This is a genomic window from Hyphomicrobium sp. 802 (assembly GCF_000526135.1).
Classification (GTDB): Bacteria; Pseudomonadota; Alphaproteobacteria; order Rhizobiales; family Hyphomicrobiaceae; genus Hyphomicrobium_B.
Genome location: NZ_JAFM01000001.1, coordinates 2494834 through 2516424, shown reverse-complemented (window position 1 = coordinate 2516424; position 21591 = coordinate 2494834). Strand labels below are relative to the sequence as shown.

At 61.2% G+C, this 21591-nt stretch carries 19 protein-coding genes; 12 read left to right on the top strand and 7 right to left on the bottom strand.

Annotated features, from left to right (window positions below):
• The first annotated feature begins 8 nt into the window (after nt 1-8).
• From HYP802_RS0112640 to HYP802_RS0112620, 4 genes are all read left to right on the top strand, one after another.
• Nucleotides 9-872 carry a D-amino-acid transaminase gene (locus tag HYP802_RS0112640; RefSeq protein ID WP_013947695.1) on the top strand — a complete coding sequence of 288 codons (864 nt, stop codon included), beginning with the start codon at nt 9-11 and terminating at the stop codon, nt 870-872.
• A gap of 182 nt (nt 873-1054) precedes the next feature.
• Nucleotides 1055-1303: an RNA chaperone Hfq gene (gene hfq / locus HYP802_RS0112630; RefSeq protein ID WP_013947693.1), complete on the top strand. Its 249-nt coding sequence runs from the start codon at nt 1055-1057 to the stop codon at nt 1301-1303.
• A gap of 110 nt (nt 1304-1413) precedes the next feature.
• Nucleotides 1414-2712, top strand: a complete 1299-nt coding sequence (hflX, locus tag HYP802_RS0112625) for a GTPase HflX (RefSeq protein ID WP_029670970.1) — start codon at nt 1414-1416, stop codon at nt 2710-2712.
• An 11-nt stretch (nt 2713-2723) separates the two neighbouring features.
• Entirely contained in the window at nt 2724-3950 is a 1227-nt protein-coding gene (locus tag HYP802_RS0112620) for an FAD-dependent oxidoreductase (RefSeq protein ID WP_024275871.1), read from the top strand.
• Here HYP802_RS0112620 and mazG read toward each other — a convergent pair.
• Nucleotides 3947-4879: a nucleoside triphosphate pyrophosphohydrolase gene (mazG, locus tag HYP802_RS0112615; RefSeq protein WP_024275870.1), complete on the bottom strand. Its 933-nt coding sequence runs from the start codon at nt 4877-4879 to the stop codon at nt 3947-3949. The two genes, HYP802_RS0112620 and mazG, sit on opposite strands and share 4 nt — an antisense overlap.
• Before the next feature lie 170 nt (nt 4880-5049).
• Between mazG and HYP802_RS0112610 the strand changes: the two genes are divergently transcribed.
• Nucleotides 5050-5778, top strand: a complete 729-nt coding sequence (locus tag HYP802_RS0112610) for a hypothetical protein (RefSeq protein WP_013947689.1) — start codon at nt 5050-5052, stop codon at nt 5776-5778.
• 15 nt (nt 5779-5793) lie between these two features.
• Nucleotides 5794-6147, top strand: a complete 354-nt coding sequence (locus tag HYP802_RS0112605; protein WP_013947688.1) for a hypothetical protein — start codon at nt 5794-5796, stop codon at nt 6145-6147.
• A gap of 155 nt (nt 6148-6302) precedes the next feature.
• On the opposite strand, the gene HYP802_RS0112600 is transcribed toward HYP802_RS0112605, so the two are convergent.
• Nucleotides 6303-7832: a leucyl aminopeptidase gene (locus tag HYP802_RS0112600; protein ID WP_013947687.1), complete on the bottom strand. Its 1530-nt coding sequence runs from the start codon at nt 7830-7832 to the stop codon at nt 6303-6305.
• A gap of 379 nt (nt 7833-8211) precedes the next feature.
• On the opposite strand from HYP802_RS0112600, the gene lptF reads away from it, so the two are divergent.
• From lptF to rsmA, 6 genes are all read left to right on the top strand, one after another.
• Nucleotides 8212-9402, top strand: coding sequence for an LPS export ABC transporter permease LptF (gene lptF / locus HYP802_RS0112595; RefSeq protein ID WP_013947685.1), 1191 nt, complete (start codon nt 8212-8214; stop codon nt 9400-9402).
• Nucleotides 9399-10493: an LPS export ABC transporter permease LptG gene (gene lptG, locus HYP802_RS0112590; protein ID WP_013947684.1), complete on the top strand. Its 1095-nt coding sequence runs from the start codon at nt 9399-9401 to the stop codon at nt 10491-10493. The genes lptF and lptG overlap by 4 nt, the downstream gene beginning before the upstream one ends.
• Nucleotides 10494-10496: 3 nt before the next feature.
• Nucleotides 10497-13034 carry an LPS-assembly protein LptD gene (locus tag HYP802_RS0112585; protein ID WP_013947683.1) on the top strand — a complete coding sequence of 846 codons (2538 nt, stop codon included), beginning with the start codon at nt 10497-10499 and terminating at the stop codon, nt 13032-13034.
• A gap of 169 nt (nt 13035-13203) precedes the next feature.
• Entirely contained in the window at nt 13204-14526 is a 1323-nt protein-coding gene (locus HYP802_RS0112580) for a peptidylprolyl isomerase (protein WP_155831222.1), read from the top strand.
• Between the two features lie 50 nt (nt 14527-14576).
• Entirely contained in the window at nt 14577-15605 is a 1029-nt protein-coding gene (pdxA, locus tag HYP802_RS0112575) for a 4-hydroxythreonine-4-phosphate dehydrogenase PdxA (protein ID WP_013947681.1), read from the top strand.
• Entirely contained in the window at nt 15602-16474 is an 873-nt protein-coding gene (gene rsmA, locus HYP802_RS0112570) for a 16S rRNA (adenine(1518)-N(6)/adenine(1519)-N(6))-dimethyltransferase RsmA (RefSeq protein WP_013947680.1), read from the top strand. The genes pdxA and rsmA overlap by 4 nt, the downstream gene beginning before the upstream one ends.
• Here rsmA and gmk read toward each other — a convergent pair.
• The 5 genes from gmk to HYP802_RS0112545 all read right to left on the bottom strand — a co-directional run bounded on the left by gmk (nt 16471) and on the right by HYP802_RS0112545 (nt 21258).
• A complete protein-coding gene (gene gmk, locus HYP802_RS0112565; protein ID WP_013947679.1) occupies nt 16471-17142 on the bottom strand; it encodes a guanylate kinase in 672 nt (223 codons plus the stop codon). The genes rsmA and gmk overlap by 4 nt on opposite strands.
• A 1-nt stretch (nt 17143) precedes the next feature.
• Nucleotides 17144-18034 carry a YicC/YloC family endoribonuclease gene (locus HYP802_RS0112560; RefSeq protein ID WP_013947678.1) on the bottom strand — a complete coding sequence of 297 codons (891 nt, stop codon included), beginning with the start codon at nt 18032-18034 and terminating at the stop codon, nt 17144-17146.
• Nucleotides 18035-18131: 97 nt separating this feature from the next.
• Nucleotides 18132-19331, bottom strand: a complete 1200-nt coding sequence (gene mltG, locus HYP802_RS0112555; RefSeq protein WP_244421010.1) for an endolytic transglycosylase MltG — start codon at nt 19329-19331, stop codon at nt 18132-18134.
• 280 nt (nt 19332-19611) lie between these two features.
• Complete coding sequence (gene fabF, locus HYP802_RS0112550; protein WP_013947676.1) at nt 19612-20874, bottom strand: beta-ketoacyl-ACP synthase II; 1263 nt, start codon at nt 20872-20874, stop codon at nt 19612-19614.
• A gap of 141 nt (nt 20875-21015) precedes the next feature.
• Nucleotides 21016-21258 (bottom strand): acyl carrier protein, encoded by a 243-nt coding sequence (locus HYP802_RS0112545; RefSeq protein WP_013215676.1) that lies wholly within the window; start codon nt 21256-21258, stop codon nt 21016-21018.
• Nucleotides 21259-21591: the final 333 nt, after the last annotated feature.

Below are 21591 nucleotides of genomic sequence, written 5' to 3'. Positions count from 1 at the left end.
CCGCGCGCTTGACCCGCATCGTCTACGTCAATGGCGCCTACGAGCGCTATGCGGAAGCCGCAGTCCACGCCGAGGACCGCGGCTTTCAATTTGCCGATTCCATCTATGAGGTCATCGAGGTGCTCGATGGCCATCTGGTTGATGCAACCCGCCATCTCGCCCGGCTGGCCCGGTCCCTGCGGGAGCTTCGCATCGCACCGCCAATGTCTGACGCGGCACTGATGCAGGTGATCAGACAGGTGATCAGCCGTAACCGCATCCGCGACGGCATCGTCTATATGCAGGTGACACGCGGCGCCGGCCCGAGGGATTTTGCCCTGCCGCCAGAGGGAACCGTCCCGACCCTCGTCATTCTGGCGCGCGCCCAACGCAAGGGCTGGTCGGCCGAACTCGCCAAGACGGGGATCGCCGTTAAAACCATTCCAGACAATCGCTGGGGCCGCTGCGATATCAAGACCGTGATGCTACTTCCTGCGGTGCTCGCCAAGGATGAGGCGCGCAGAAATGGGGCCAAAGAAGCCTGGTTCGTCGATGCCGATGGGAATGTGACAGAGGGCGCATCGAGCAACGCCTGGATCGTATCGTCTGATGGAGCGCTGATTACGCGCCCGCTCGGCCCCCATATTCTGCCCGGCGTCACCCGCGCTACCGTCATGGACGTCGCCAAGGCTGAGGGATTGAAAATCGAAGAACGCACCTTCGGGAAAGAGGAAGCCTTGCGCGCCCGGGAAGCGTTTGTGACGTCCGCTACGAATATCGTCATGCCGGTGGTCAATATTGACGGCAGTCCAGTAGCCGACGGCCGTCCAGGCCCACTGGCGCGCCAGCTACGCTTGAGATTTCATCATGTTGCTGAAATTTCAGAGGGGTAGTGCGAACGTTGCCGCATTGTGCGAAGCATCAATGGATGTAGAGTGCCGTCGCTTCGATCGTCATCGCACCCCCGGTGAAAATCGAAACCGTTGCGGCGCTTCGTTGCTTTCCAAACGTGACAGTGCCCCACGTTTCAGACAAGACGCCTAGCAAGACGTCGAGATAAAAACGGACAACAACAATGGCGGCCGAAAAACCTCAGAACCTGCAGGACACTTTTTTAAATTATGTCCGCAAAAATAAAACGCCTCTGACGATCTTCCTCATCAATGGCGTGAAACTCCAAGGCATCGTGAGCTGGTTCGACAATTTCTGCGTCCTGCTCCGTCGCGACGGCCATTCCCAGCTTGTCTACAAGCACGCGATCTCGACGATCATGCCGGGCGGTCCGGTCAATCTCAACGATCAGGATGAGAGCGGAGCCGGTTGATCGCGCGCCCTGAAAACGGCGAAGACGAACGGCGCGAGGGCGAGGGAAAGCGCAAACGTCGAAAAGCCTCAGAAGAAACGCGGGCACCGAGGACGCGAACGCTTGTCGTCGTGCCCGCGCTGAAGCGTCCGTTGAAGACGCGCGGGGTCGCGAATGCCGATGCGCAGATCCACAGTCCTGAAAATCGACTGGCGGAAGCTGTCGGTCTCGCGAAGGCGATCGACCTCGACATCATCGACTCGGCCGTCGTGCCGATCGCCGAGCCGCGTCCGTCCACGCTTCTAGGCTCGGGCAAAGTCGAGGAAATAAAGGACCGCGTTGCCGAGCTTGAAATCGGCCTCGTCGTCGTCGACTACAACATCACGCCGGTGCAGCAGCGCAATCTCGAGAAGGCGTGGAACGCCAAAGTTCTCGACCGCACCGGACTCATTCTCGAAATCTTCGGCGAACGTGCGCGAACACGGGAAGGCGTGTTGCAGGTTGAGCTTGCACATCTGACGTATCAGAAGGGCCGACTGGTTCGCGCCTGGACGCACTTGGAACGTCAGCGCGGCGGCGGCGGCTTTCTCGGCGGCCCCGGTGAAGCTCAGATCGAACTCGACCGCCGCATGCTTCAGGATCGCATTGATGCGATCAAGAAGGACCTTGCTGAAGTCGTCAAAACCCGCGACCTGCATCGCAAGGGACGGCGCAAGGTGCCGTATCCAATCGTCGCCATCGTCGGCTACACGAACGCGGGCAAGTCGACGCTCTTCAACAAGATCACTGGCGCCGGCGTCGTTGCGATGGATCAGGTATTCGCGACGCTCGATCCGACCATGCGCGAAGTGAAGCTGCCGAGCGCGCGCCGCATCATCCTATCGGATACCGTCGGCTTCATCTCCGATTTGCCGACCATGCTCGTCGCCGCGTTTCGCGCCACGCTAGAAGAGGTCGTCGAAGCCGATCTCATTCTCCACGTTCGCGACATTGCGCATGAGGAAACGGAAGCGCAGGCGCAGGATGTCGAGAAGGTGCTGTCTGAGCTTGGCATCGACACGCTGCCGATCGAAAGCAACATCCTCGAAGTCTGGAACAAAATCGATCTGCTTTCGAGCGATCGCCGCTCCGAGCTACAACACGAAGTCCAGCGCAATGCCCGCCCACCGGTCCTCGTCTCCGCCGAGACAGGGGAGGGGATGGCGCCGCTGCTCGAAACCATCGACACGCGCCTGGGCGCCTCCGACGAGATCATCGACGTCATAGTGCCGGGAAGCGCCGGGGCGCTGCTCAACTGGCTGCATGAGACGACCGACGTACTCGCCCGCGAAGCTCGCAAGGATGGCGGTATTGAACTGCGCCTCCGAATTCCGAGCGAAAAGAAAGATCGCGTGATCGGGCAGCTTCGCAAGAACGGAATATCCGTATAAGCTCGATCCTCATGGATCAGCGCGTGACCTGTTGCGTGACCGGCGGCGGCCCGGCGGGCATGATGCTCGGGGTACTCCTGGCGCGTGCCGGAGTGAAGGTCTGCGTTCTCGAAAAGCACGCCGATTTCTTCCGCGATTTCCGCGGCGATACGATCCATCCCTCGACGTTGCGCATGATGGAAGAGCTGGGCTGGCTCGACGAATTCCTCAAGCTTCCGCATCAGGAAGTGCAGCGCCTTTTCATGCAGTTCGGCGATACTCGCGTCGAGATGGCGGACTTCAGCCACCTGCCGATCACGACGAAATTCATCGCTCTGATGCCGCAATGGGATTTTCTGAATTTCCTCGCTGAGAAGGGCCGCACCTATCCAGGCTTCGATCTGAAGATGAGCACGGAGGCGACTGGACTCATCTACGACGGCGACCGCGTTACGGGCGTCACGGCGAAGTCGCCTTCAGGTCCGCTCACGATCAAAGCCGATCTCGTCGTCGCAGCCGACGGCCGTAACAGCACGCTGCGTCCAGCCGCCGGATTTGTGCCGGAAAATTTCGGCGCACCGATGGATGTGATGTGGTTTCGCCTGCCGCGGCTTCCGACCGACGCGGCGGATGTGGCAGGGCGCTTCGAGGGAGGGCACATCTTCATTATGATCCCGCGCGGCGACTATTGGCAGTGTGCATATATCATTCCGAAAGGCGGCGACGCGGCGACACGAGCCGCCGGTCTTGAAGCGTTTCGCAAATCGGTCGGCGCACTTCTTCCATTCGACCCGGCGCGTGCGAACGACATTCCGGATTGGGATCACGTCAAGCTGCTGACGGTTGCCGTCGATCGCCTGAAGACGTGGTCGAAGCCCGGCTTCCTCTGCATCGGCGACGCGGCGCACGCCATGAGCCCGATTGGCGGCGTCGGCATCAATCTCGCGGTTCAGGATGCAGTCGCAGCCGCTAACCGCCTGTGGCAGCCTTTGAAAGAGGGCGATCTGCAGATGAGCGATTTGCGAGTGATCCAATCGCGCCGGACATTTCCGACTGTCGCAACCCAACGCCTGCAGCTTGCCATTCAGAACAGCGTGATTTCGAAAGCCCTCAAAGCAACAGGGCCGCTCAAGCCGCCGGGGTTTGTCCGGCTCGTGGAGACGTTTCCGTTTCTGTCACGCTTTACTGCTCGTGTCTTGGGTCTGGGTTTCCGCCCTGAACACATCGCGCAACACATCCGCGCGTCAAACGGACGTTAGCTTTTCTCCAGTGCCTTCGCTTCGTCCCAGAGCGCGTCCATCTCTTCGAGTGTCGATTGCGACGGTGTCTTGCCGCGTTCCGCCAGCACCTTTTCGATGTGGGCGAAACGGCGGATAAATTTCCGGTTCGCCCCGCGCAACGCATCCTCCGGATTGATATCGAGATGCCGCGCGATGTTCGCCATCACGAACAGGATATCTCCGAACTCTTCTTTGATCGCGCTTTCCGACTTGCGTTCCGCGAGCCGGCCGGAAGGCGCTGCGCCCGGCGGCCGGCTCTCCGCAGGAGAGTCGCCGGGCGCCAATAAAGACTCCCCACGAGGATCGTGGGGAAGGGCGACCTCTTCAAATTCCTGAATCTCTTCCTTCAGCTTGTCGAACACCGGCAGCAGGTTCGGCCAGTCGAAGCCGACCTTCGCGGCTTTGTGCTGCAACTTAGTTGCGCGCGTCAAAGCAGGGAGGGTCGGGGGCACGTCGGCCAGCGTAACGGGCCCGTCCGCAGAGGTTGTATTGCCGCCAGAGAGACGCGCCCGCTCCGCTGCTTTCTCGGCGCGTTCCTCCGCCTTGAGCTGATCCCAAGTCGCCTTGACGGCAGACGGATCGCGCGCGCTGCCGTCGCCGAAGACGTGCGGGTGCCGCCGGATCATCTTCTTCGTCACGGCCTCGACGACATCGCCGAAAGCAAACGCGCCTTGCTCTTCCGCAAGCCGGGAATGATAGACAACCTGAAGCAGGAGATCGCCAAGCTCATCCTTGAGGTCGGCAAGGTCGCGTCGCTCGATGGCGTCTGCAACTTCGTAGGCTTCCTCGATCGTGTAGGGCGCAATCGTCTCGAACGTCTGTTCGAGATCCCAGGGGCAGCCTGTGACGGGCGTCCGCAGCGCCGCCATGATCTCGATAAGCCGCGCAATATCGCGCGAAGGTTTCATGGTGTTCGCCATGTCCGTCCTCTATGTGGTCGGGCCGGACACTAATCGACCACACGCCATCGGGCTACCGACGCCGTCTGCGACCAGAAGACGAGGGGCACAGACTTCGCCGCCGGAGCTTGCTGAGGCCACGGCGTCTGCTAGTCTTTGTACGGGGATGAGGGACGGCCATGCACATTCTCTTCAATGGCCTGACGATGGTGCTGGAGCTGGCGGCGATCTGCGCCGTCGCTTGGGCAGGCTTCACCGCGCCTTTGATCTTTGCGGCCGGAACGGCGCTGATTGCCTTGGCCGTCGGTGCCGCGCTCGAAATCGCGCGCCTCAAGTATGAGTTCCCGTTTTACTTCGACCGCACGCCGGGCCGCTCGATCATCTTCATCGTCGCGGTCGGCGTGATCGAGTCGGTCACCAAGGCGATCCTGGCGGGCGTCGTCGGCCTGCTGACGTTTCTCGGCACCGATCAGGAGCGCCTGAAACTGGTCGCGATCATCTTCGCCGTTTCACTCTTTCTCGGCGTCCAGGTCGTCCGCTTCCTGATGGACCGCCTGAAGGCCCGGCCGCTGCGTTGGGGCTACTTCCGTCTCGCCGCGCCGCTCGGGCTGGTCTTCTCCGCGGGGCTGACGTTCATTCCCGCGCCGGGCATCACCGAACTCGCAACGCGCGCCACGTTCGATCTGCCAGCGAAGCCGACCATGGAGCAGGCGAGCGAGTTCCTGTTCCTCTTGAAACAGAGCTTCGACGATATCGTCGTCAGAATGCTGTCCTGGGTGTTCGATCCGTCTCTGGCACAAGCCATCGGCGCCGTCGTATCGGTCAACATGCTGTCGGGCTTCGTGCTGGCGCTTTATGCGGTCTTGATCGCCGAAGGCATTCGAACGCTCGAACGAAGGGAACCTTAGCCGCGAGAGACAACGATGCCGCTTCGGATCGCGCATACCACGCTGATGCTGCCGGAGGCGATTGTCATCGAGAGCTTGCTCGATGCCCACGGCATTCGCTTCGTCCTTGCAGGGAAGGACATCGTTTGCCAAGCGCCGCAGTTCGCGATCCTCTACGGCGGCGTATCTTTCCTCGTCAGCGAGGATGACCTTGCCGATGCCCAGCGCCTCATTGCGAGCGGCGAACCTGTGCCGGGTTACACCTCGATTGAGAGCACCGCTTTTGAAAGGCGTCCGCTGCGCAACGCAATCCTGGCGTTCGTCATGCTCATCATCGGAGCGCCATTTCCGTTCTGGTATCGGAAGTCGACAGTTCTCAGCGCCGATTGAAATCGAGCCGGGGCCAGCAATCGACCATTCCAGCATTCTGAATAAATTTCGCATAATATGTATTATGGAAACAAAGCACAGGAGAGGTATGTGTTTCAAAATGATACAAGGTGCTGAGCCAACTCAGATGAACCGAATTGGCTCGGCCGCTGAAATTACTTCTCACCCTTTTCGTGATGCTCCGCGACGAACGCGTTGAGCAGCCGCACGCCCCAGCCGGCGCCCCAGCTCTGGTTGATGTCGTTACGGCTGCCGTCCATCGCCGTGCCGGCAAGGTCGATATGGCTCCAGGGCGTATCTTTCTGGATGAAGCGCTGCAGGAAGGCTGCGGCCGTCGCTGCACCGGCCCAGCGGCCGCCGGCATTCTTCATATCGGCGTTCTTCGAATCCATCGCCTTGTCGAAGGCTTTATCGAGCGGCATCCGCCATAGCTTCTCGCCGGTCGCACGTGAGGCGGCCAGCAGCTCGTCGGCAAGCTTGTCTTCGTTGGAGAACAGACCCGCATACTCCTTGCCGAGCGCAACCATGATCGCGCCCGTCAGCGTCGCGAGGTCGATGACGAGCTTCGGCTTGAATTGCTCCTGCGCGTACCAGAGCACGTCGGCGAGCACGAGGCGGCCTTCGGCGTCCGTGTTGATGACTTCGATTGTCTGGCCCGACATCGAGGTGACGATATCGCCCGGACGGGTCGCGTTGCCGGACGGCATGTTCTCCACGCAGCCGACGAGACCGACGGCATTGACGTTGGCCTTGCGTTCGGCGAGCGCGTGCATCGTCCCGATCACGGCTGCTGCGCCACCCATGTCGCCCTTCATGTCTTCCATGCCGGCCGCGGGCTTGATCGAGATGCCGCCAGTGTCGAACACGACGCCCTTACCGACGAAGCAAATCGGCTTCTGCTTCTTCGATCCCTTGGCGCCGTTCCACACCATGACCGCAAGCCGAGATGGCCGCACGCTGCCTTGGCCGACCGACAGCAGCGAGCCCATGCCAAGCTTCTCCATGTCTTTCACATCGAGAATTTCGACGTCGACACCGAGCTTTTCGAGCGCTTTCGTTTTCTCTGCGAGTTCGACCGGACCAAGGATGTTGGCCGGCTCGTTGACGAGATCGCGCGCCAGGTTGACGCCGTTGGCGACGGCCTTGAGCGGTTGGAAGGCAGCTTTCGCCTTGTCCGGATGCGGCACCTGGATGACGAGCTTCTTCAGCCCATCCTTGTCCGCGTTCTCATCGCCGGACTTCTTCGTCATGTACTTTTTGAAGTTGTAGTGACGAAGCATGGCGCCTTGGGCAATGAGCGCCGCGATCTCATCCGCCGACAGCGTCTCGGTGCCTTCGACGTCGACGATCACACATGCCGTGTTGCCCTTGCGCGCCTGGATGGCTGCCAGCACCGCGCCGCCAAGATCGATGGCCTGCTGCTCGGTCAGCGCACCGGCCTTGCCGAGGCCGGTGAGAATAAGCCGGTCAATTCCGAGCTTTGCGGGCGCCAGAATTTCGATCGACGACTTGTATTTGCCTTTGAAGTCGGCAGCTGCAGCAGCCTTGCTGATCGCGCTTGCGGACTTCGTATCAAACTCGCGCGCCCGCGTGCCGAGCACCAGTCCATCGCCCGCGAATACGACGGTCACCGTCTCCGGTTCGGCACTGAGAGGCGCAAAGGCAATTTCGAAGCGATCGGACATTTTCAAGACGACTCCAAGTTAAGATGAGATCCCGATCCGGGATGAGAAAAGCAGGGGCTGGACGCGGACGCCGATCCACGGGACGACTCGCGGGCCTGGTCAAGGCGGGCGGGACGGGGCAGCATGGCCGCGCACAACTTAGTCGTTCGCAAAGGCGTGGCAAGCAAGCCGTTGTGCAGGCAATTCCGGCTAAGGCCCTCAAACGGCCTAACTATCTGCGATGCAAGTAGGTTTTTTGTAATATATCGCACGGCGGGACAACTCTGAACAGCCGAAATTCTGCCACTGTGGTATGGGACCCGGAAGGGATCACTGCGGAAGCCGGCGGTGACAGCGGGGGGAGCTTCTGTCGGGTGACGGAAGCGGGGACGGCTAAGGCATGCGAATTTTCTCAAGATATGTGTTCAGGCAGGCGGCGAGTTCGTTCCTGCTCATTCTCATATCTTTGACCGGTATCGTTTGGATCGCGCTGGCTCTGCGCCAGTTCAACGTCGTGACCAGCCAGGGTCAGGACACATGGATGCTCGTCCGCGTCACGTCTCTCGCGGTACCGAACCTCATGGCGATCATCGCGCCGTTCTCGCTGCTGATCGGCGCCCTTCAGACCCTCAACCGGCTGAACACCGACAGCGAGCTGATCGTCCTTTCCGCGGCAGGTTCGACGGTATGGACGGTGGCCCGCCCCCTCCTCCTCCTGGCGTTCCTCGTCAGCATTTTCTTGGCCCTGGTCAGCCACTTCGCGCAGCCGTGGAGCATGCGCTTGCTGCGTGAGTACATGGTCCAGGTGCGCAGCGATCTGCTGACACAAGTCATTCAGCCCGGCCGCTTTTCAAGCCCCGAGCAAGATTTGATGTTTCATATCCGCGACCGGTCCGCAGACGGCGAGCTTTTGGGTCTGGTCATGAACGACACGCGCAACAAGGCGCAATCGCAGACCTACCTCGCCGAGCACGGCACCATCGTGAAGCAGGACGGCACCGCCTACCTCGTCATGACGACCGGCCACATCATTCGCCGCTCAGATGCCGAAGGCCCGCCGCAGATCATCGCCTTTGACAAATACATCGTCGATCTCGACCAGTTCGAACCCCAGAGCGATGGCTCGGGCGAGCTGAAGCCGCGCGAGCGCTATTGGAATGAGCTGGTGCACCCCGACCCGGACAGCAAGCTCTATAAATCCCAGGCAGGACAGTTCCGTGCCGAAATCAACGAGCGTCTCGTCAGTCCGCTTTACCCGATCGCATTCGCTTTCCTGATCATCGCTTTTGTCGGCCAGGCGCGCTCAACCCGTTCGAGCCGAATGCAAAGCCTCGTTCTCACCTTCCTGCTCGGCGCGGCATGCCGGATGGCAGGCCTGGCGTTGAACAGCGCCGTCGCGCGCAATCCGACGATGCTGTTTTTCCTCTACGGGACGCCGATTTCAGCAATCATCCTGTCTCTGATCGTCATCAAGCGCGCCGATCGGCAACGCCGTCCATCCCGCATCGTTGGACTGTTCCTTGATACCGGCGCGGCCATCTGGGCCAATATCATTCGCCTTGTCATGCCGCGCCGGAAATTCGCGTCATGAGGAACTCGTTCATACTCTGGCGTTACATTGCCAAGATGTTTTTGGTCGCGATCACCTCGACGCTCGCGGTCTGTGCAATGCTCATCTTTATGATCGACTTTGTCGAGTTGCTCCGCCAATCGAGCAAGTTCGGCAACGTCCCGGCACACACACTCGTCCTGATCGCCATGCTGCGTCTCGGAGCATATGTCGAGTTCTTGCTCGGGTTCGCCGTGCTCGTCGGCGCGCTGGCCGCCCTCCTCCACCTCAACCGCAAAAGCGAACTCGCCGTCATGCGCGCGGGCGGCATGTCCGTCTGGCAATTTCTGGTGCCGGGACTGATCGTCGGCCTCGTCGTCGGCGTGCTGGGCGTTACGGTCTACAACCCGCTGGCCGCCAAAGGCCGAGCCAAATCCGAAAAGGTGTTTGCCAAAGCGTTCGGCAACGACAACAACCTCTTACGGGCCCAAGGCGGTGGCTCGTGGATCCGACAGGATGGCGTCGATGGGGAATCAGTTCTCGGCGCCGCAGCGGCTTCGAACCGTGGCCTGACGCTGACGGGCGTGATGATCCTCGCTTATGATCGTCAGGGGCACTTCTCAGAGCGTGTCGACGCCAGCGAAGCCGAGCTCAAAGACGGCTACTGGGACCTCAAGGATGCATGGGTTTCACGCCTCGGCCAGCAGCCGGAAAAATTCAAGTCGTACCTTGTATCCACTTACCTGACGCCGGACCGTGTACAAGAGGCCCTCGGCACCGTTTTTTCGGTCTCGTTTTGGGACCTGCCTGAACTCATAGAAGCCGCTGATAAGGCTGGACTTTCGACGGAACGCTTGCGCGTTCAATATCAGTCGCTGCTGGTCCGTCCACTCCTGTGCATGGCGATGGTCCTTTTGGCGGCCACTGTGTCATTGCGGTCATTCCGCTCTGGTGGCATCCAGACTATGGTTACGACAGGGATGATCGGTGGGGTTAGTTTCTTCTTGTTCTCGGAAATTGCGAGGCAAATTGGGATCGCGGGGCTTGCGCCGGCGTGGGTCGCTGCGTGGGTGCCTGTGATCCTTATTCTGATCATCTCGACTACGGTGCTGTTGCACCAGGAGGATGGCTGAGTGATGCGTGAAGCGCGGACACCGCATGAGGGTTGCGGGTCGTCACGCGAGGGTTCTCGCCACCGGAAGGTGGGCGGGATCGCTCGTGCGCTTCTGTGCGTCCTGACGCTCGTCAGCGCCTCTACCGAATTCGCCCCACGTGCGGGCGCTCAAACCTACGATGCGCAGGTCACTGATCCCAGTGGAACGGTGGGTGGCAGCAAAAAGAAATCATCCGCCAATTCATCGTTTGGCGCGGCCAACTCGCCGAGTGCGATTTTCGGCAAGATCAACACCAATCTCGACCGCGCCCAGCCCATGCGTCTGCAGGGCGATCAGCTGATCTATGACAAATCGGGCGACCGCGTCATTTCACGCGGCAACGTCGAGATTTTCTACAACAACTACATCCTGACCGCCGACGAAGTCGTTTACGATCAAAGCGCTGGCACGCTCACGGCCATCGGCAACGTTACGCTGAAAGAGCCTCAGGGCAACATCGTCCACGCTGATCGCTACACCCTGACCGACGACTTCCGTGACGGCTTCGTATCGGCGCTTTCGATCACGTCGAAGGACAAATCTCACATCTCCGCTGACCGCGCGACCCGGCGCGAAGGCAACATCACGGAGTTCCACAACGGCCGCTTCACGCCGTGCCAAAGCGACGGTGGTACTCCGCCGCTCTGGTGTATCAGCGCGACGCGCATCATCCACGATCAGTCGGCCGCAACGCTCACCTACCAGGACGCCTACTTCGAGATCTACGGCCAGCCGATCTTCTACCTGCCCTACTTCCAGAGCCCGGACCCGACCGTGAAGCGGAAATCGGGTTTCCTGACGCCTGACTACGGCCACTCCTCGACGCTCGGCTACATCACCGGCATCCCTTATTTCTTCAACCTGGCGCCGAACTACGACGCGACGCTCGAGCCAATCTATTTCAGCGATCAGGGCTTGATGATGAAGGCCGAGTGGCGGCAACGGCTGGCCAACGGCCAGTTCAATGTTCGTCTCGCGGGCATCGACCAAAATTATCGCGATCTCCCAGGCGCGCCGGCGGACAACAAAGATCTCGATGGCCTGCGCGGCAGCGTCGAGACGCACGGTCAGTTCTCGTTGTCGAGCTGGTGGAAGTTCGGCTGGGACGCGATCGTGGAAAGCGACGACCAGTTCCGCCGCTTCTATAAGCTCGACAGCATCCTCGTCACAGACCGCGTCAACCAGATCTATTTGACCGGCCAGTCCGACCGCAATTACTTCAGCGCCAAGCTCTATCAGTTCGGCGGCCTGCTCACGAATGACACGCAGCAGACCGAGAGCTACACGCACCCGATCATCGACTACAATTATGTCTTCAAGGACCCTGTGGTCGGCGGCGAGCTCAGGTGGAACACCAACATCCTGAGCTTCACGCGCGCGGATGGCGCCCTCGTCGATCCAATGACCGGCCGCCAGACAGATGAGAACGTCAACCGCATTGTCAGCGAACTCAAATGGCGCCGCCGCCTGACGGACGCCATCGGCATCAGCTACACGCCGTTCGCGGATATCCGTGGCGACGTCTATCAGTATGACAACGCGACGAACCCTCAAAGCGTTGTGCTGAACCAAGCCGGCACCGCAGTCGCGTCGTCCCAGGTTTTCTCCGACACCGTAACGCGCGGCGTCGTCGACGGCGGCATGACCGTGTCTTATCCCTGGGCCGCGACAAACGCCGCCGGCACGCACATCATCGAGCCGATCGGCCAGATCGTGGCGCACCAGGAGAGCATTCCGCAGCGCCGTCTACCCGATGAAGACGCGCAGAGCCTCGTGTTTGACGACACCAACCTGTTCTCGACCTCGAAATTCTCGGGCTATGACCGCATCGAGACGGGCACGCGCGTCAATGCCGGTCTGCAGTACACGTTCCAGTCCAACGACGGCGGCTATGCCCGTTTCCTTGCCGGTCAGAGCTATCATCTGTCGGGCGACAACATTTATCTCAACCCTGGCCGCAATGCCGACGGCAACTACGTCTTTAATCCCTATAATGGCCTCGAGACCGATCGCTCGGACTACGTGATCGGTGCTTACCTTGCGCCGCTGAGCAACTTCCGCATCATCTCGCAGAGCCGCTTCGATCAGTCGACCTTCGCATTGAAGCGTATGGATTCCTCCATGATCACGAGCTGGGGTCCGTTGTCGGTCCAGGCCGGCTACTCCTACGATGCCGACGCTCTTTTCACCGATCCCGAAAACCCAGACACCATCGCGACGCTCTCACGCGAAGAGGAAGTATTGGCGGCAGCCACCCTGCAGCTCACCAACCGCTGGAGCATCGGCGGATCGTCTCGCTACAACCTCCAGGAAGGCAACTTCCGCTACGACAGCATCAACCTGAAGTATGTCGACGAGTGCTTCGCCCTGACCGCGTCCTACATCCAGTCGAACTACTCGGATGAATCGATCGAGCCTGATCAGACGATCATGCTGCGCTTCGAGTTTAAGCACCTCGGCGACTTCGCGACCTCGACGGGAACCGACTTCAATTTGGGTGGCGACCAGCGCACCAACTGATCCCTGTTCGCGCTGGTCCTGAACCTTGAGTTCGAAAACAGCGCGAAAACCGGATTTTGGCCACTCTTCATGTGGATAAGGCCGGTTGAACAGGTGGGGCCGAGCTATGCTCCACGTGGCCGAATCGAACGCTACAGGGTGTCGTTAACGCATGCCGCTGAGACGGAGCATGACTGCAGGATTATCCGGAACCCTGGGATCCGGAAACATCGGACGCTGTGTGCTGGCGGCTGCCGCCTGCATCGCCTTTTCGATCTCGGCCGCAGCTCAGAACGGAACGGTCGCCGTGACCGGCGATGGTACCTCTGCGGCGACGCAGAAGCCGTCGATTGGCGATACCTTGCCCGACACCGGCAAGGGCCAGAAACGGCACGGCAAGAAATCCATCGATCCCGGCAGCGCCGCCACGGCGAGCCGCGACTTGTCCGGCCCGCCCACGGCCGAGCAGCGCTCGATCGTCGCCCTCGTCAACGACGAGCCGATCACCGGCTATGAAGTTGACCAGCGCGCCATGATGCTCAGCGGCACGAATATTCAGAGCCAGGCGAAAGCCAACTTCCAAGCCATCATCAAGGACCCGAGAACGTCGGAGCACTTGAAGGAAATCCTGCAGCAGACGGCGCGCGACAACCAAGGTAAATCGCGTGAGCAGATCATCGCCATCTTCGAGCAACGCAAGAAGGAATACGGCATGAGCCTGCAGCGCCGGGCCTTCGAAAGCGCCCGCGCATCGGCCCTGCCGGCGATGAAAAAGCAAGCTCTGGAAGAATTGATCGACGACCGCCTCAAGACGCAGGAAGCAAAACGCCAAAGCGTGACGATCGACGACTCTCAGGTCGACATGATCGTCAAGAGCATCGCCGAACGCAACAAGATGACGGTCGAGCAGTTCCAGAAGCAGATCGGCGGTAGCCTCGAACCCATCAAGGGCCGCATCCGTGCAACGCTGTCCTGGAACGAGGTCGTGAAGAAAAAATTCGCGCCTTTGATCAACGTGTCGAACCGGGACGTCGATAAGCTCGTCGCCTCGGCCACATCCGCCAACGACGATATCGAGTTGCAGCTTCAGCGCATCCGCATCGCCATGCCGGCCAAGATCGAAGAGCACGGCATCGCGGCGCGCATCCAGGACGCCGACAAGATCCGGCAGAAATTCACCGGTTGCCAGTCGACGGCGCAGGCGGCAATGGGCGTCACCGGCGCCCGCTTCGAAAACCTCGGCAAGCAGCGGCCCGCGACCATCCCTGAACCGACCCGCACGCTGCTCCTTAACGCTGCCAATGGCGAAATGCTGCCGCCGGCCGTGAACAACGGCGCCATTGAGCTATGGGTCGTCTGCGGTCGCGATGCCGTCAAGGCGTCTGAGGTCCAGCGCAACCAGGCCGAAGGCGAGCTGAAGCAGAAAGAGTTCGAGCTGATGGCCAAGCGCTATCTCAAGGATTTGCGTGAGGATGCCCACATCGAGTACCGTATCGACGTCGGCTCCAAGTAGAGGGCCAGGCGCCCCCTCACTCGGATTTACACAAGCTGCCCCCTATCCCCATGCCTCCCCTTGCCCTGACGATGGGCGACCCTGCCGGTATCGGTCCCGAACTGGCGCTGCGCGCCTGGCAGGACCGATCCGCCGACGCGATTCCGCCTTTTGCGATCTATGCCGATATCGAGCTGATGCGCGCACAGGCCCGCGCCTCAGCCCTCGATCCGGAAACCGCAATCATGCCGGTTGCGAATGCCGGTGCGGCTGCGCTGGTCTTCCCCGATGCCCTACCCGTCGTTCCGGTTCCGCTGTCGGCGCCTGCCATCGCAGGCAGCCCCGACGTCGCCAACGGCGAAGCGACGATCCAAGCGATCCGCCGGGCGGTGGCTGACGTTGCAGCAGGTCGCGCCGCAGCCGTCGTCACCAACCCGATCGCCAAGTCGGTTCTCTACGAAGCAGGCTTCGAGCATCCCGGCCATACCGAATTTCTCGGCGCGCTCGCAAACGAGTTCTGGCCGTCCGAGCGCGCCGAACCCGTGATGATGATCGCCGCGCCCGTGCTTCGCGTCGTGCCTGTGACGATCCACGTGCCTTTGAAGGACGTTCCTTCTCTTCTCACGACCGATAAGATCGTCAGCACGGCGCGCATCGTCCACGCCGCCTTGCAGCGCGACTTCGGCATCGAGAAACCACACCTCGCCCTCGCCGGCCTCAATCCGCATGCGGGCGAAGACGGCACCCTGGGCACGGAAGATCGCGACATCGTCCGCCCTGCCGTCGAGCGACTGCGCGCCGAGGGCATCGACGCGACCGGTCCCACTGCCGCCGACACCATGTTTCACGAGGCCGCCCGCAAGACCTACGATGCGGCGCTCGCGATGTATCATGATCAGGGCCTCATCCCGATCAAGACGCTCGCCTTCGACGAGGGCGTCAACGTTACGCTCGGATTGCCTTTCGTGCGCACCTCGCCTGACCACGGCACGGCGTTTTCGATTGCGGGAAAAGGCGTCGCCTCCGCGTCGAGCCTCAAGGCTGCGCTGAAGCTCGCAGCTGACATGAGCGCCCGCCGCCGCGCTGCGGCAACACCATGAGCGCTGCCAATGGGCCAGATGGCCTCCCGCCCCTACGCACTGTCATCGAGCGCTATGGTCTCAACGCCAAGAAGTCACTCGGCCAGAACTTCCTGCTCGATCTCAACCTCACCCGCAAGATCGCGCGCCTCGCCGGCGACCTGAGCGAACGAACAGTTGTAGAGATTGGTCCCGGCCCCGGCGGACTGACGCGCGCTCTTCTGATGGAAGGTGCAAAGCACGTTATCGCCATCGAGCGTGACGACCGCTGTCTGCCCGCGCTCGCCGAGGTCTCGGCGAGCTATCCAGGCCGCCTCGATGTCCATCCTGCCGACGCGCTGGACGTCGATTGCCGGCAGTTGCTCGGCGATGCCCCGTCTGCGTCGATCGTCGCGAACCTGCCTTACGGCGTCGCCTCGCTACTGCTCGTGAACTGGCTCGAAACGGAACCTTGGCCGCCGTGGTACGACCGCATGGTGCTGATGTTCCAGCGCGAGGTCGCCGAGCGCATCGTTGCGCAACCGAAGTCAAAAGCCTACGGCCGCCTCTCGGTGCTGGCGCAGTGGCGCACGGAAGCTCGGATCGTGATGAACCTGCCGCCCGAAGCCTTCACGCCCCCACCGAAAGTCTCCTCCGCCATCGTCGAGTTTCGCCCCATCGCATCGCCGCAGCCCGCCTGTCGCGTGAAAACGCTGGCACGCGTCACCGCGGCCGCCTTCGGACAGCGCCGCAAGATGCTGCGTTCGAGCCTCAAACAGATCACCGCGTTTCCCGAACTGCTTCTGCAGCGTGCGCAATTGGCACCCGAACGCCGCGCCGAAGAGCTGTCGGTTGCGGATTTTGCACGATTGGCTCTGGTGCTTGACGAAAGCGAAGCTTCGACGGCTTAGAGCGCCACTTGCAAGGTCCGCACGAATTCCGAGAGCCCCAGCAGCCGCCCGCGCTTCAGCCGCTCGGCGGACAGGATTGCGAGCGCCGATGCCACGCTCGTTTCAACGTGCGCATTCACAATCACGTAGTCGTATTCCGGCCAGTGACTGATCTCGGACGATGCAGCCGCCATGCGCTTCGCAACGATGTCCGGCGGATCCTGCGCCCGCGTCTTCAGCCGCTCTTCGAGCACATGGCCCGACGGGGGAAGAACGAAGACGCGCACAACATCGCCCGGCATCTTCTCGGAAAGCTGCTGCGCGCCCTGCCAGTCGATGTCGAACAGCACGTCCTTGCCGCTGCGAATGGCGGCTTCGACCGGTGCCCGCGGCGTGCCGTAATAGTTGTCGAACACGCGCGCCCATTCGAGCAGCTCGTCGCGCTCTTTCATCCGCTCGAATGCAGCGTGATCGACGAAATGATAGTCGACGCCGTTCTGTTCGCCGGGCCGCGGCGCGCGCGTCGTCACCGAAACCGACATCTCGACATTCGCGTCCGCCGCCAGCACCCGACGCGCCAGCGTCGTCTTGCCCGCGCCCGATGGCGACGAGACGATATAAAGCAGTCCCCGGCGCGCGATGTGCGGCTCGGCTGCGCCACTAGGTTTCTCTTCCGCGTTCTTGCTCATGTTATTCGACGTTTTGCACTTGTTCGCGGAACTGGTCGATAATCGTTTTGAGTTGTAGACCCAGCCGGGTGACGTCGACCGCATTGGCTTTCGAGCACAGCGTATTAGCTTCGCGATTGAATTCTTGCGCCAGGAAATCGAGCTTGCGGCCGACCGCGCCGTTTTCCGCCAGAATTTCCCGTGCGCCCGACACATGCGCCGAAAGCCGCTGCAGTTCCTCCTCAACGTCGGCGCGCGTTGCGAGCAGCATGGCTTCCTGATGCAGGCGCTCCGCATCGAGCGGCGCCGTCGTATCGAACAGGCGGGTAATCGCATCCTTGAGACGCGCGACGATGGCCTCCGGCGTGCGCGACGGCGAGGCGCGCACCTCCGACTCCAGCCGCTCGATCTGAACGAGCTGCTCAATGACGATGTCGTGCAACCGCGTGCCCTCGGCGCGGCGAGCTTCAGTGAGTTTGTCGAGCGCAGCCTCAAGGCTCTTCAGGAGCGCTCTCTCCCGCGCCGCACGAACGTCGCTGGCTTCAGCCATCTGGTCGGCCGCCTCCAGAACGCCTTTGATCATCATCAGCTGGGCCGCATCGGGCGCCGATGCCCCCGACAGCGCCGTCACGCGCTCGGCGGCCTTGATAACATCCTGAAGCACCGCTTCGTTCAACCGCACCGAGCCGTTCGTCTGCTGCTTTTCGAGGCTCAGCGAAATCGAGACGTTCCCGCGCGCCAGCCGCTTGGCGACAGCTTCGCGCGCCGGCAGCTCCAGAGCTTCATAGCCCGGCGGCAGGCGTAAGCGGACATCAAGCCCGCGGCCGTTGACGCTGCGAGCCTCCCACGTCCAGGCGAGGCCATCGGTCATGCCGTCGACGCGGGCAAATCCCGTCATGCTGGATATGGTCATAGGGGAATGTCTCGCCGACGGGTGGGTTACGCGGGCCGCAACTTAACGGCTCGGATCGCATCCGCCAACTATATCTGATGGCTCGTCCGGCTGAAGGTTACTGTCGCTTCGGTTTGCGGACAGGAAGCGGCATGCCGGAGGCGTCGGTAGCTGTATCTGACGGCGAAGAGTCGTCGCCATCGCCGTCGCTCGCCCCTGAGGCCGGCGTCGTTGCCTTCGCCGATTTCTGCCCTTTGGACGCGCTGGCTTTTGCGGTTTTGGCAGTTGGGATCGGCGCAGCATCGTCGTCCTGATCGGCTGCGTCCTGAGCTTTTTGCTTCTCGACCTGCCGCCATTTCTGGACGGCGTTGTTGTGTTCCTTCAGAGTCTCCGAGAACGTGTGACCGCCCGTGCCGTCGGCAACAAAATAAAGATCGCTCGTTTTCGCTGGATGCAGCGCAGCAAGAAGCGCCGATTTCCCCGGATTACAAATCGGCCCCGGCGGCAGTCCGTTGATCTGATACGTGTTGTAGGGCGACTTGGTCTCGATATCCGCCTTGGTGATGCCGCGGCCGAGCGCGCCCTGGCCGCCGACGATACCATAGATGATCGTCGGATCGGACTGCAGCCGCATGCCCTTGCGCAGACGGTTATAGAAAACGGCGGCGACCCGGTCGCGCTCATCGGCGCGCCCCGTTTCTTTCTCGACGATCGACGCGAAGGTCACGAGTTCATCCGTCGATCGCACGGGAAGATCGGGATCGCGCTCATCCCAGAGCTGCCCCAACGCCTTCTCCATGCCGACCCGCATGCGGTCGAGAATCTCGTTCCTCGAGGCACCCTTCGAGAAATAATAGGTATCGGGAAGCAGCGTCCCTTCCGGCGGCACGCTCGAGATCTCACCGCTGAGGTTCGGCTCGGCTTTCAGGCGTTCGACGATCTGCTCGCTCGTCAGCCCTTCAGGCATCGTCGTTTTGTAGAGGATCGACTTGCCCTCCGCGAGCGTGTCGATCACGTCCCGCATCGAGGCGTGTTCTTTGATTTGGTACTCGCCGGCTTTCAGCTCGCCGCCCTTGTGGCCGCCGAGAAACCCTTGAAGCAGATAGCCGCCGACGAACGTCCAACGGTTCGTGATGACGCCTTCGCGCTCCAGCCGTTCGGCGATCGCAATGCGCCCCTCGCCCTTGGGAATGATAACGGTGCGCTCCTGAGGCAGCGGACCAGGGCTTTCGAATTGATGGAAAATGAGGAACGACGTGCCGCCGATGAGCACCATGAGCACGAGGGCGACGGTCAGCACGCTGCTGATGGCCCGCACGATACCGCCTAGCGCCCGCGAAGGCTCGCGCGCTTGAACGCCGCGCGGACGGCTCGGTGCGCGCCCCGGCTCCAGCCGTTCTGCAGGACTTCGCGCCCCGGCTGTTCGTGACGTTCTAATTCCGTCCGAACGCTTCCGATTTTGACTCATGTTACCGCGAGCACCGTCATTGAAGGAGCGCGGTGCACGAGGTCATTGCCTCAAAACCCAGCGCTCCATCCCCCACCCGCGCCGGACGCTCACCGTAAAATGTGGCGAAAACGCGTATTAGAACGCGGTTTTAAGCCACCCGGCGCAGAACCAGCGAAGCGTTCGTGCCGCCGAAGCCGAACGAATTCGACAGCGCGATATTGATATCACGCTTCTGTGCCTTGTGCGGCACAAGGTCGATCGCAGTTTCGACCGATGGGTTGTCGAGATTGAGCGTCGGCGGAACGATATTGTCGCGGATGGCGAGCGCCGAGAAAATCGCCTCGATCGCACCGGCTGCACCGAGCAAATGCCCAGTCGCCGACTTCGTCGAAGACATCGCAAGCTTGCCGCTGCTGTTGCCGAACAGACGTTCGACGGCCTTGAGCTCGATCTCGTCGCCCATTGGCGTCGAGGTGCCGTGCGCGTTGACGTAATCGATCTCGCTCGGATCGACGCCAGCGCGCTTCAAAGCGGCCTTCATGCAGCGATAGGCACCGTCGCCATCCTCGGCCGGTGCCGTGATGTGGTAGGCATCCGACGACATGCCGTAGCCGATGATCTCGGCGTAAATCTTCGCGCCGCGTGCCTTCGCATACTCGTAGCTTTCGAGCACGACGACGCCAGCGCCCTCGCCCATCACGAACCCGTCGCGATCCTTGTCATAAGGCCGCGAGGCTTTCGTCGGGTTGTCGTTGAATCCGGTCGACAGCGCCCGGCAAGCCGCGAAGCCCGCAAGCGCAATGCGGCAGATCGGGCTTTCCGTGCCGCCCGCAATCATTACGTCGGCATCGTCGAGCGCGATGATCCGCGCCGCATCGCCGATGGCGTGCGTGCCAGTCGCACACGCGGTGACGACGGCGTTGTTGGGACCTTTGAGCTGGTGCTTGATCGAGACGTAGCCGCCCGCGAGGTTGATGAGACGGCCTGGAATGAAGAACGGAGAAACGCGCCGTGGCCCCTTCTCCTTCAACAGGATCGACGTATCGGCGATGCCCGAAAGGCCGCCAATGCCCGAGCCGATCAGGACGCCTGCGCGTTCCTGCGTTTCGGGCGTCTGGAACTTCAGGCCCGAATCCGTGATCGCCTGATCGGCAGCCGCAACGGCGTAAACGATGAAGTCATCGACCTTGCGCTGTTCTTTTGGCTCCATCCAATCGTCCGGATTGAACTTGCCCTCGGACTGCGCGCCGCGCGGCACGAAATTCGCGATCTGACAGGTGATATCGGAAACTTCGAATTCCTCGACGCGCCGGGCTCCGCTTTGTCCTGCAAGCAGATTGGTCCACGACGCTTCGACGCCTGAACCGACCGGAGTGACGAGACCCATTCCTGTAATAACGACACGGCGCATCGATGTTGTTCTTGTTCGCTGTTGCTGTTTGAGATCCACACTGGGCACGTAAAGGGGGCCGGTTGGTGACCCAGCCCCCATTAAATTCTGCCCAGAAGGCGCAATTACGCCGGGGACAAATCTAAGACGTGAGAGGGCTGCTTAAGCCGCGCTCGCGTTCTTCTCGAGAAACTTGACGGCATCGCCGACCGTCAGAATGTGCTCGGCGGCATCGTCCGGAATTTCGCAGCCGAATTCCTCTTCGAACGCCATCACGAGTTCAACGGTATCCAAGCTATCTGCGCCAAGGTCGTCGATGAAGCTGGCATTGTCGGTGACCTTGTCGGCCTCGACCCCAAGATGCTCTACGACAATTTTCTTCACGCGCTCTGCGACATCGCTCATCGTTAATCCTCGTGTCTTTCTAATTTTTGGCGGCCTTTTCTGGCCCGCCTGTTCGCCCTGCAGAACCCGCTATAAACCGCATGACAGGATATCAACTTACGGGAAGTGTAGCCTGTTCGGATAGGGGTTCGCCCCGTTATAAAAGTCTTTTTCCTTAGTCGCCCTAGCGTGAGTCTTCCGCTTAGGCACCGTCCCCACGAAGCACTTCGCCGAGTTGTCCCCAGCTCTTCGTGCCGTCCCGATAACGTGTTTTTCACGTTTCAAAACCGTGGTGTCGTTAACACACTTCACCAGCATTGCAAAGCACGTGGTGACGCAGCCGACGACAGCCGA

Excerpts from the sequence above, each read along its gene's own strand:
- hfq (WP_013947693.1), top strand. The coding sequence starts at position 1,055 with ATGGCGGCCGAAAAACCTCAGAACCTGCAGGACACTTTTTTAAATTAT.
- HYP802_RS0112620 (WP_024275871.1), top strand. The coding sequence starts at position 2,724 with ATGGATCAGCGCGTGACCTGTTGCGTGACCGGCGGCGGCCCGGCGGGC.
- mazG (WP_024275870.1), bottom strand. The coding sequence starts at position 4,879 with ATGAAACCTTCGCGCGATATTGCGCGGCTTATCGAGATCATGGCGGCG.
- HYP802_RS0112610 (WP_013947689.1), top strand. The coding sequence starts at position 5,050 with ATGCACATTCTCTTCAATGGCCTGACGATGGTGCTGGAGCTGGCGGCG.
- HYP802_RS0112605 (WP_013947688.1), top strand. The coding sequence starts at position 5,794 with ATGCCGCTTCGGATCGCGCATACCACGCTGATGCTGCCGGAGGCGATT.
- HYP802_RS0112600 (WP_013947687.1), bottom strand. The coding sequence starts at position 7,832 with ATGTCCGATCGCTTCGAAATTGCCTTTGCGCCTCTCAGTGCCGAACCG.
- lptF (WP_013947685.1), top strand. The coding sequence starts at position 8,212 with ATGCGAATTTTCTCAAGATATGTGTTCAGGCAGGCGGCGAGTTCGTTC.
- lptG (WP_013947684.1), top strand. The coding sequence starts at position 9,399 with ATGAGGAACTCGTTCATACTCTGGCGTTACATTGCCAAGATGTTTTTG.
- HYP802_RS0112585 (WP_013947683.1), top strand. The coding sequence starts at position 10,497 with ATGCGTGAAGCGCGGACACCGCATGAGGGTTGCGGGTCGTCACGCGAG.
- HYP802_RS0112580 (WP_155831222.1), top strand. The coding sequence starts at position 13,204 with ATGACTGCAGGATTATCCGGAACCCTGGGATCCGGAAACATCGGACGC.
- pdxA (WP_013947681.1), top strand. The coding sequence starts at position 14,577 with ATGCCTCCCCTTGCCCTGACGATGGGCGACCCTGCCGGTATCGGTCCC.
- rsmA (WP_013947680.1), top strand. The coding sequence starts at position 15,602 with ATGAGCGCTGCCAATGGGCCAGATGGCCTCCCGCCCCTACGCACTGTC.
- gmk (WP_013947679.1), bottom strand. The coding sequence starts at position 17,142 with ATGAGCAAGAACGCGGAAGAGAAACCTAGTGGCGCAGCCGAGCCGCAC.
- HYP802_RS0112560 (WP_013947678.1), bottom strand. The coding sequence starts at position 18,034 with ATGACCATATCCAGCATGACGGGATTTGCCCGCGTCGACGGCATGACC.
- fabF (WP_013947676.1), bottom strand. The coding sequence starts at position 20,874 with ATGCGCCGTGTCGTTATTACAGGAATGGGTCTCGTCACTCCGGTCGGT.
- HYP802_RS0112545 (WP_013215676.1), bottom strand. The coding sequence starts at position 21,258 with ATGAGCGATGTCGCAGAGCGCGTGAAGAAAATTGTCGTAGAGCATCTT.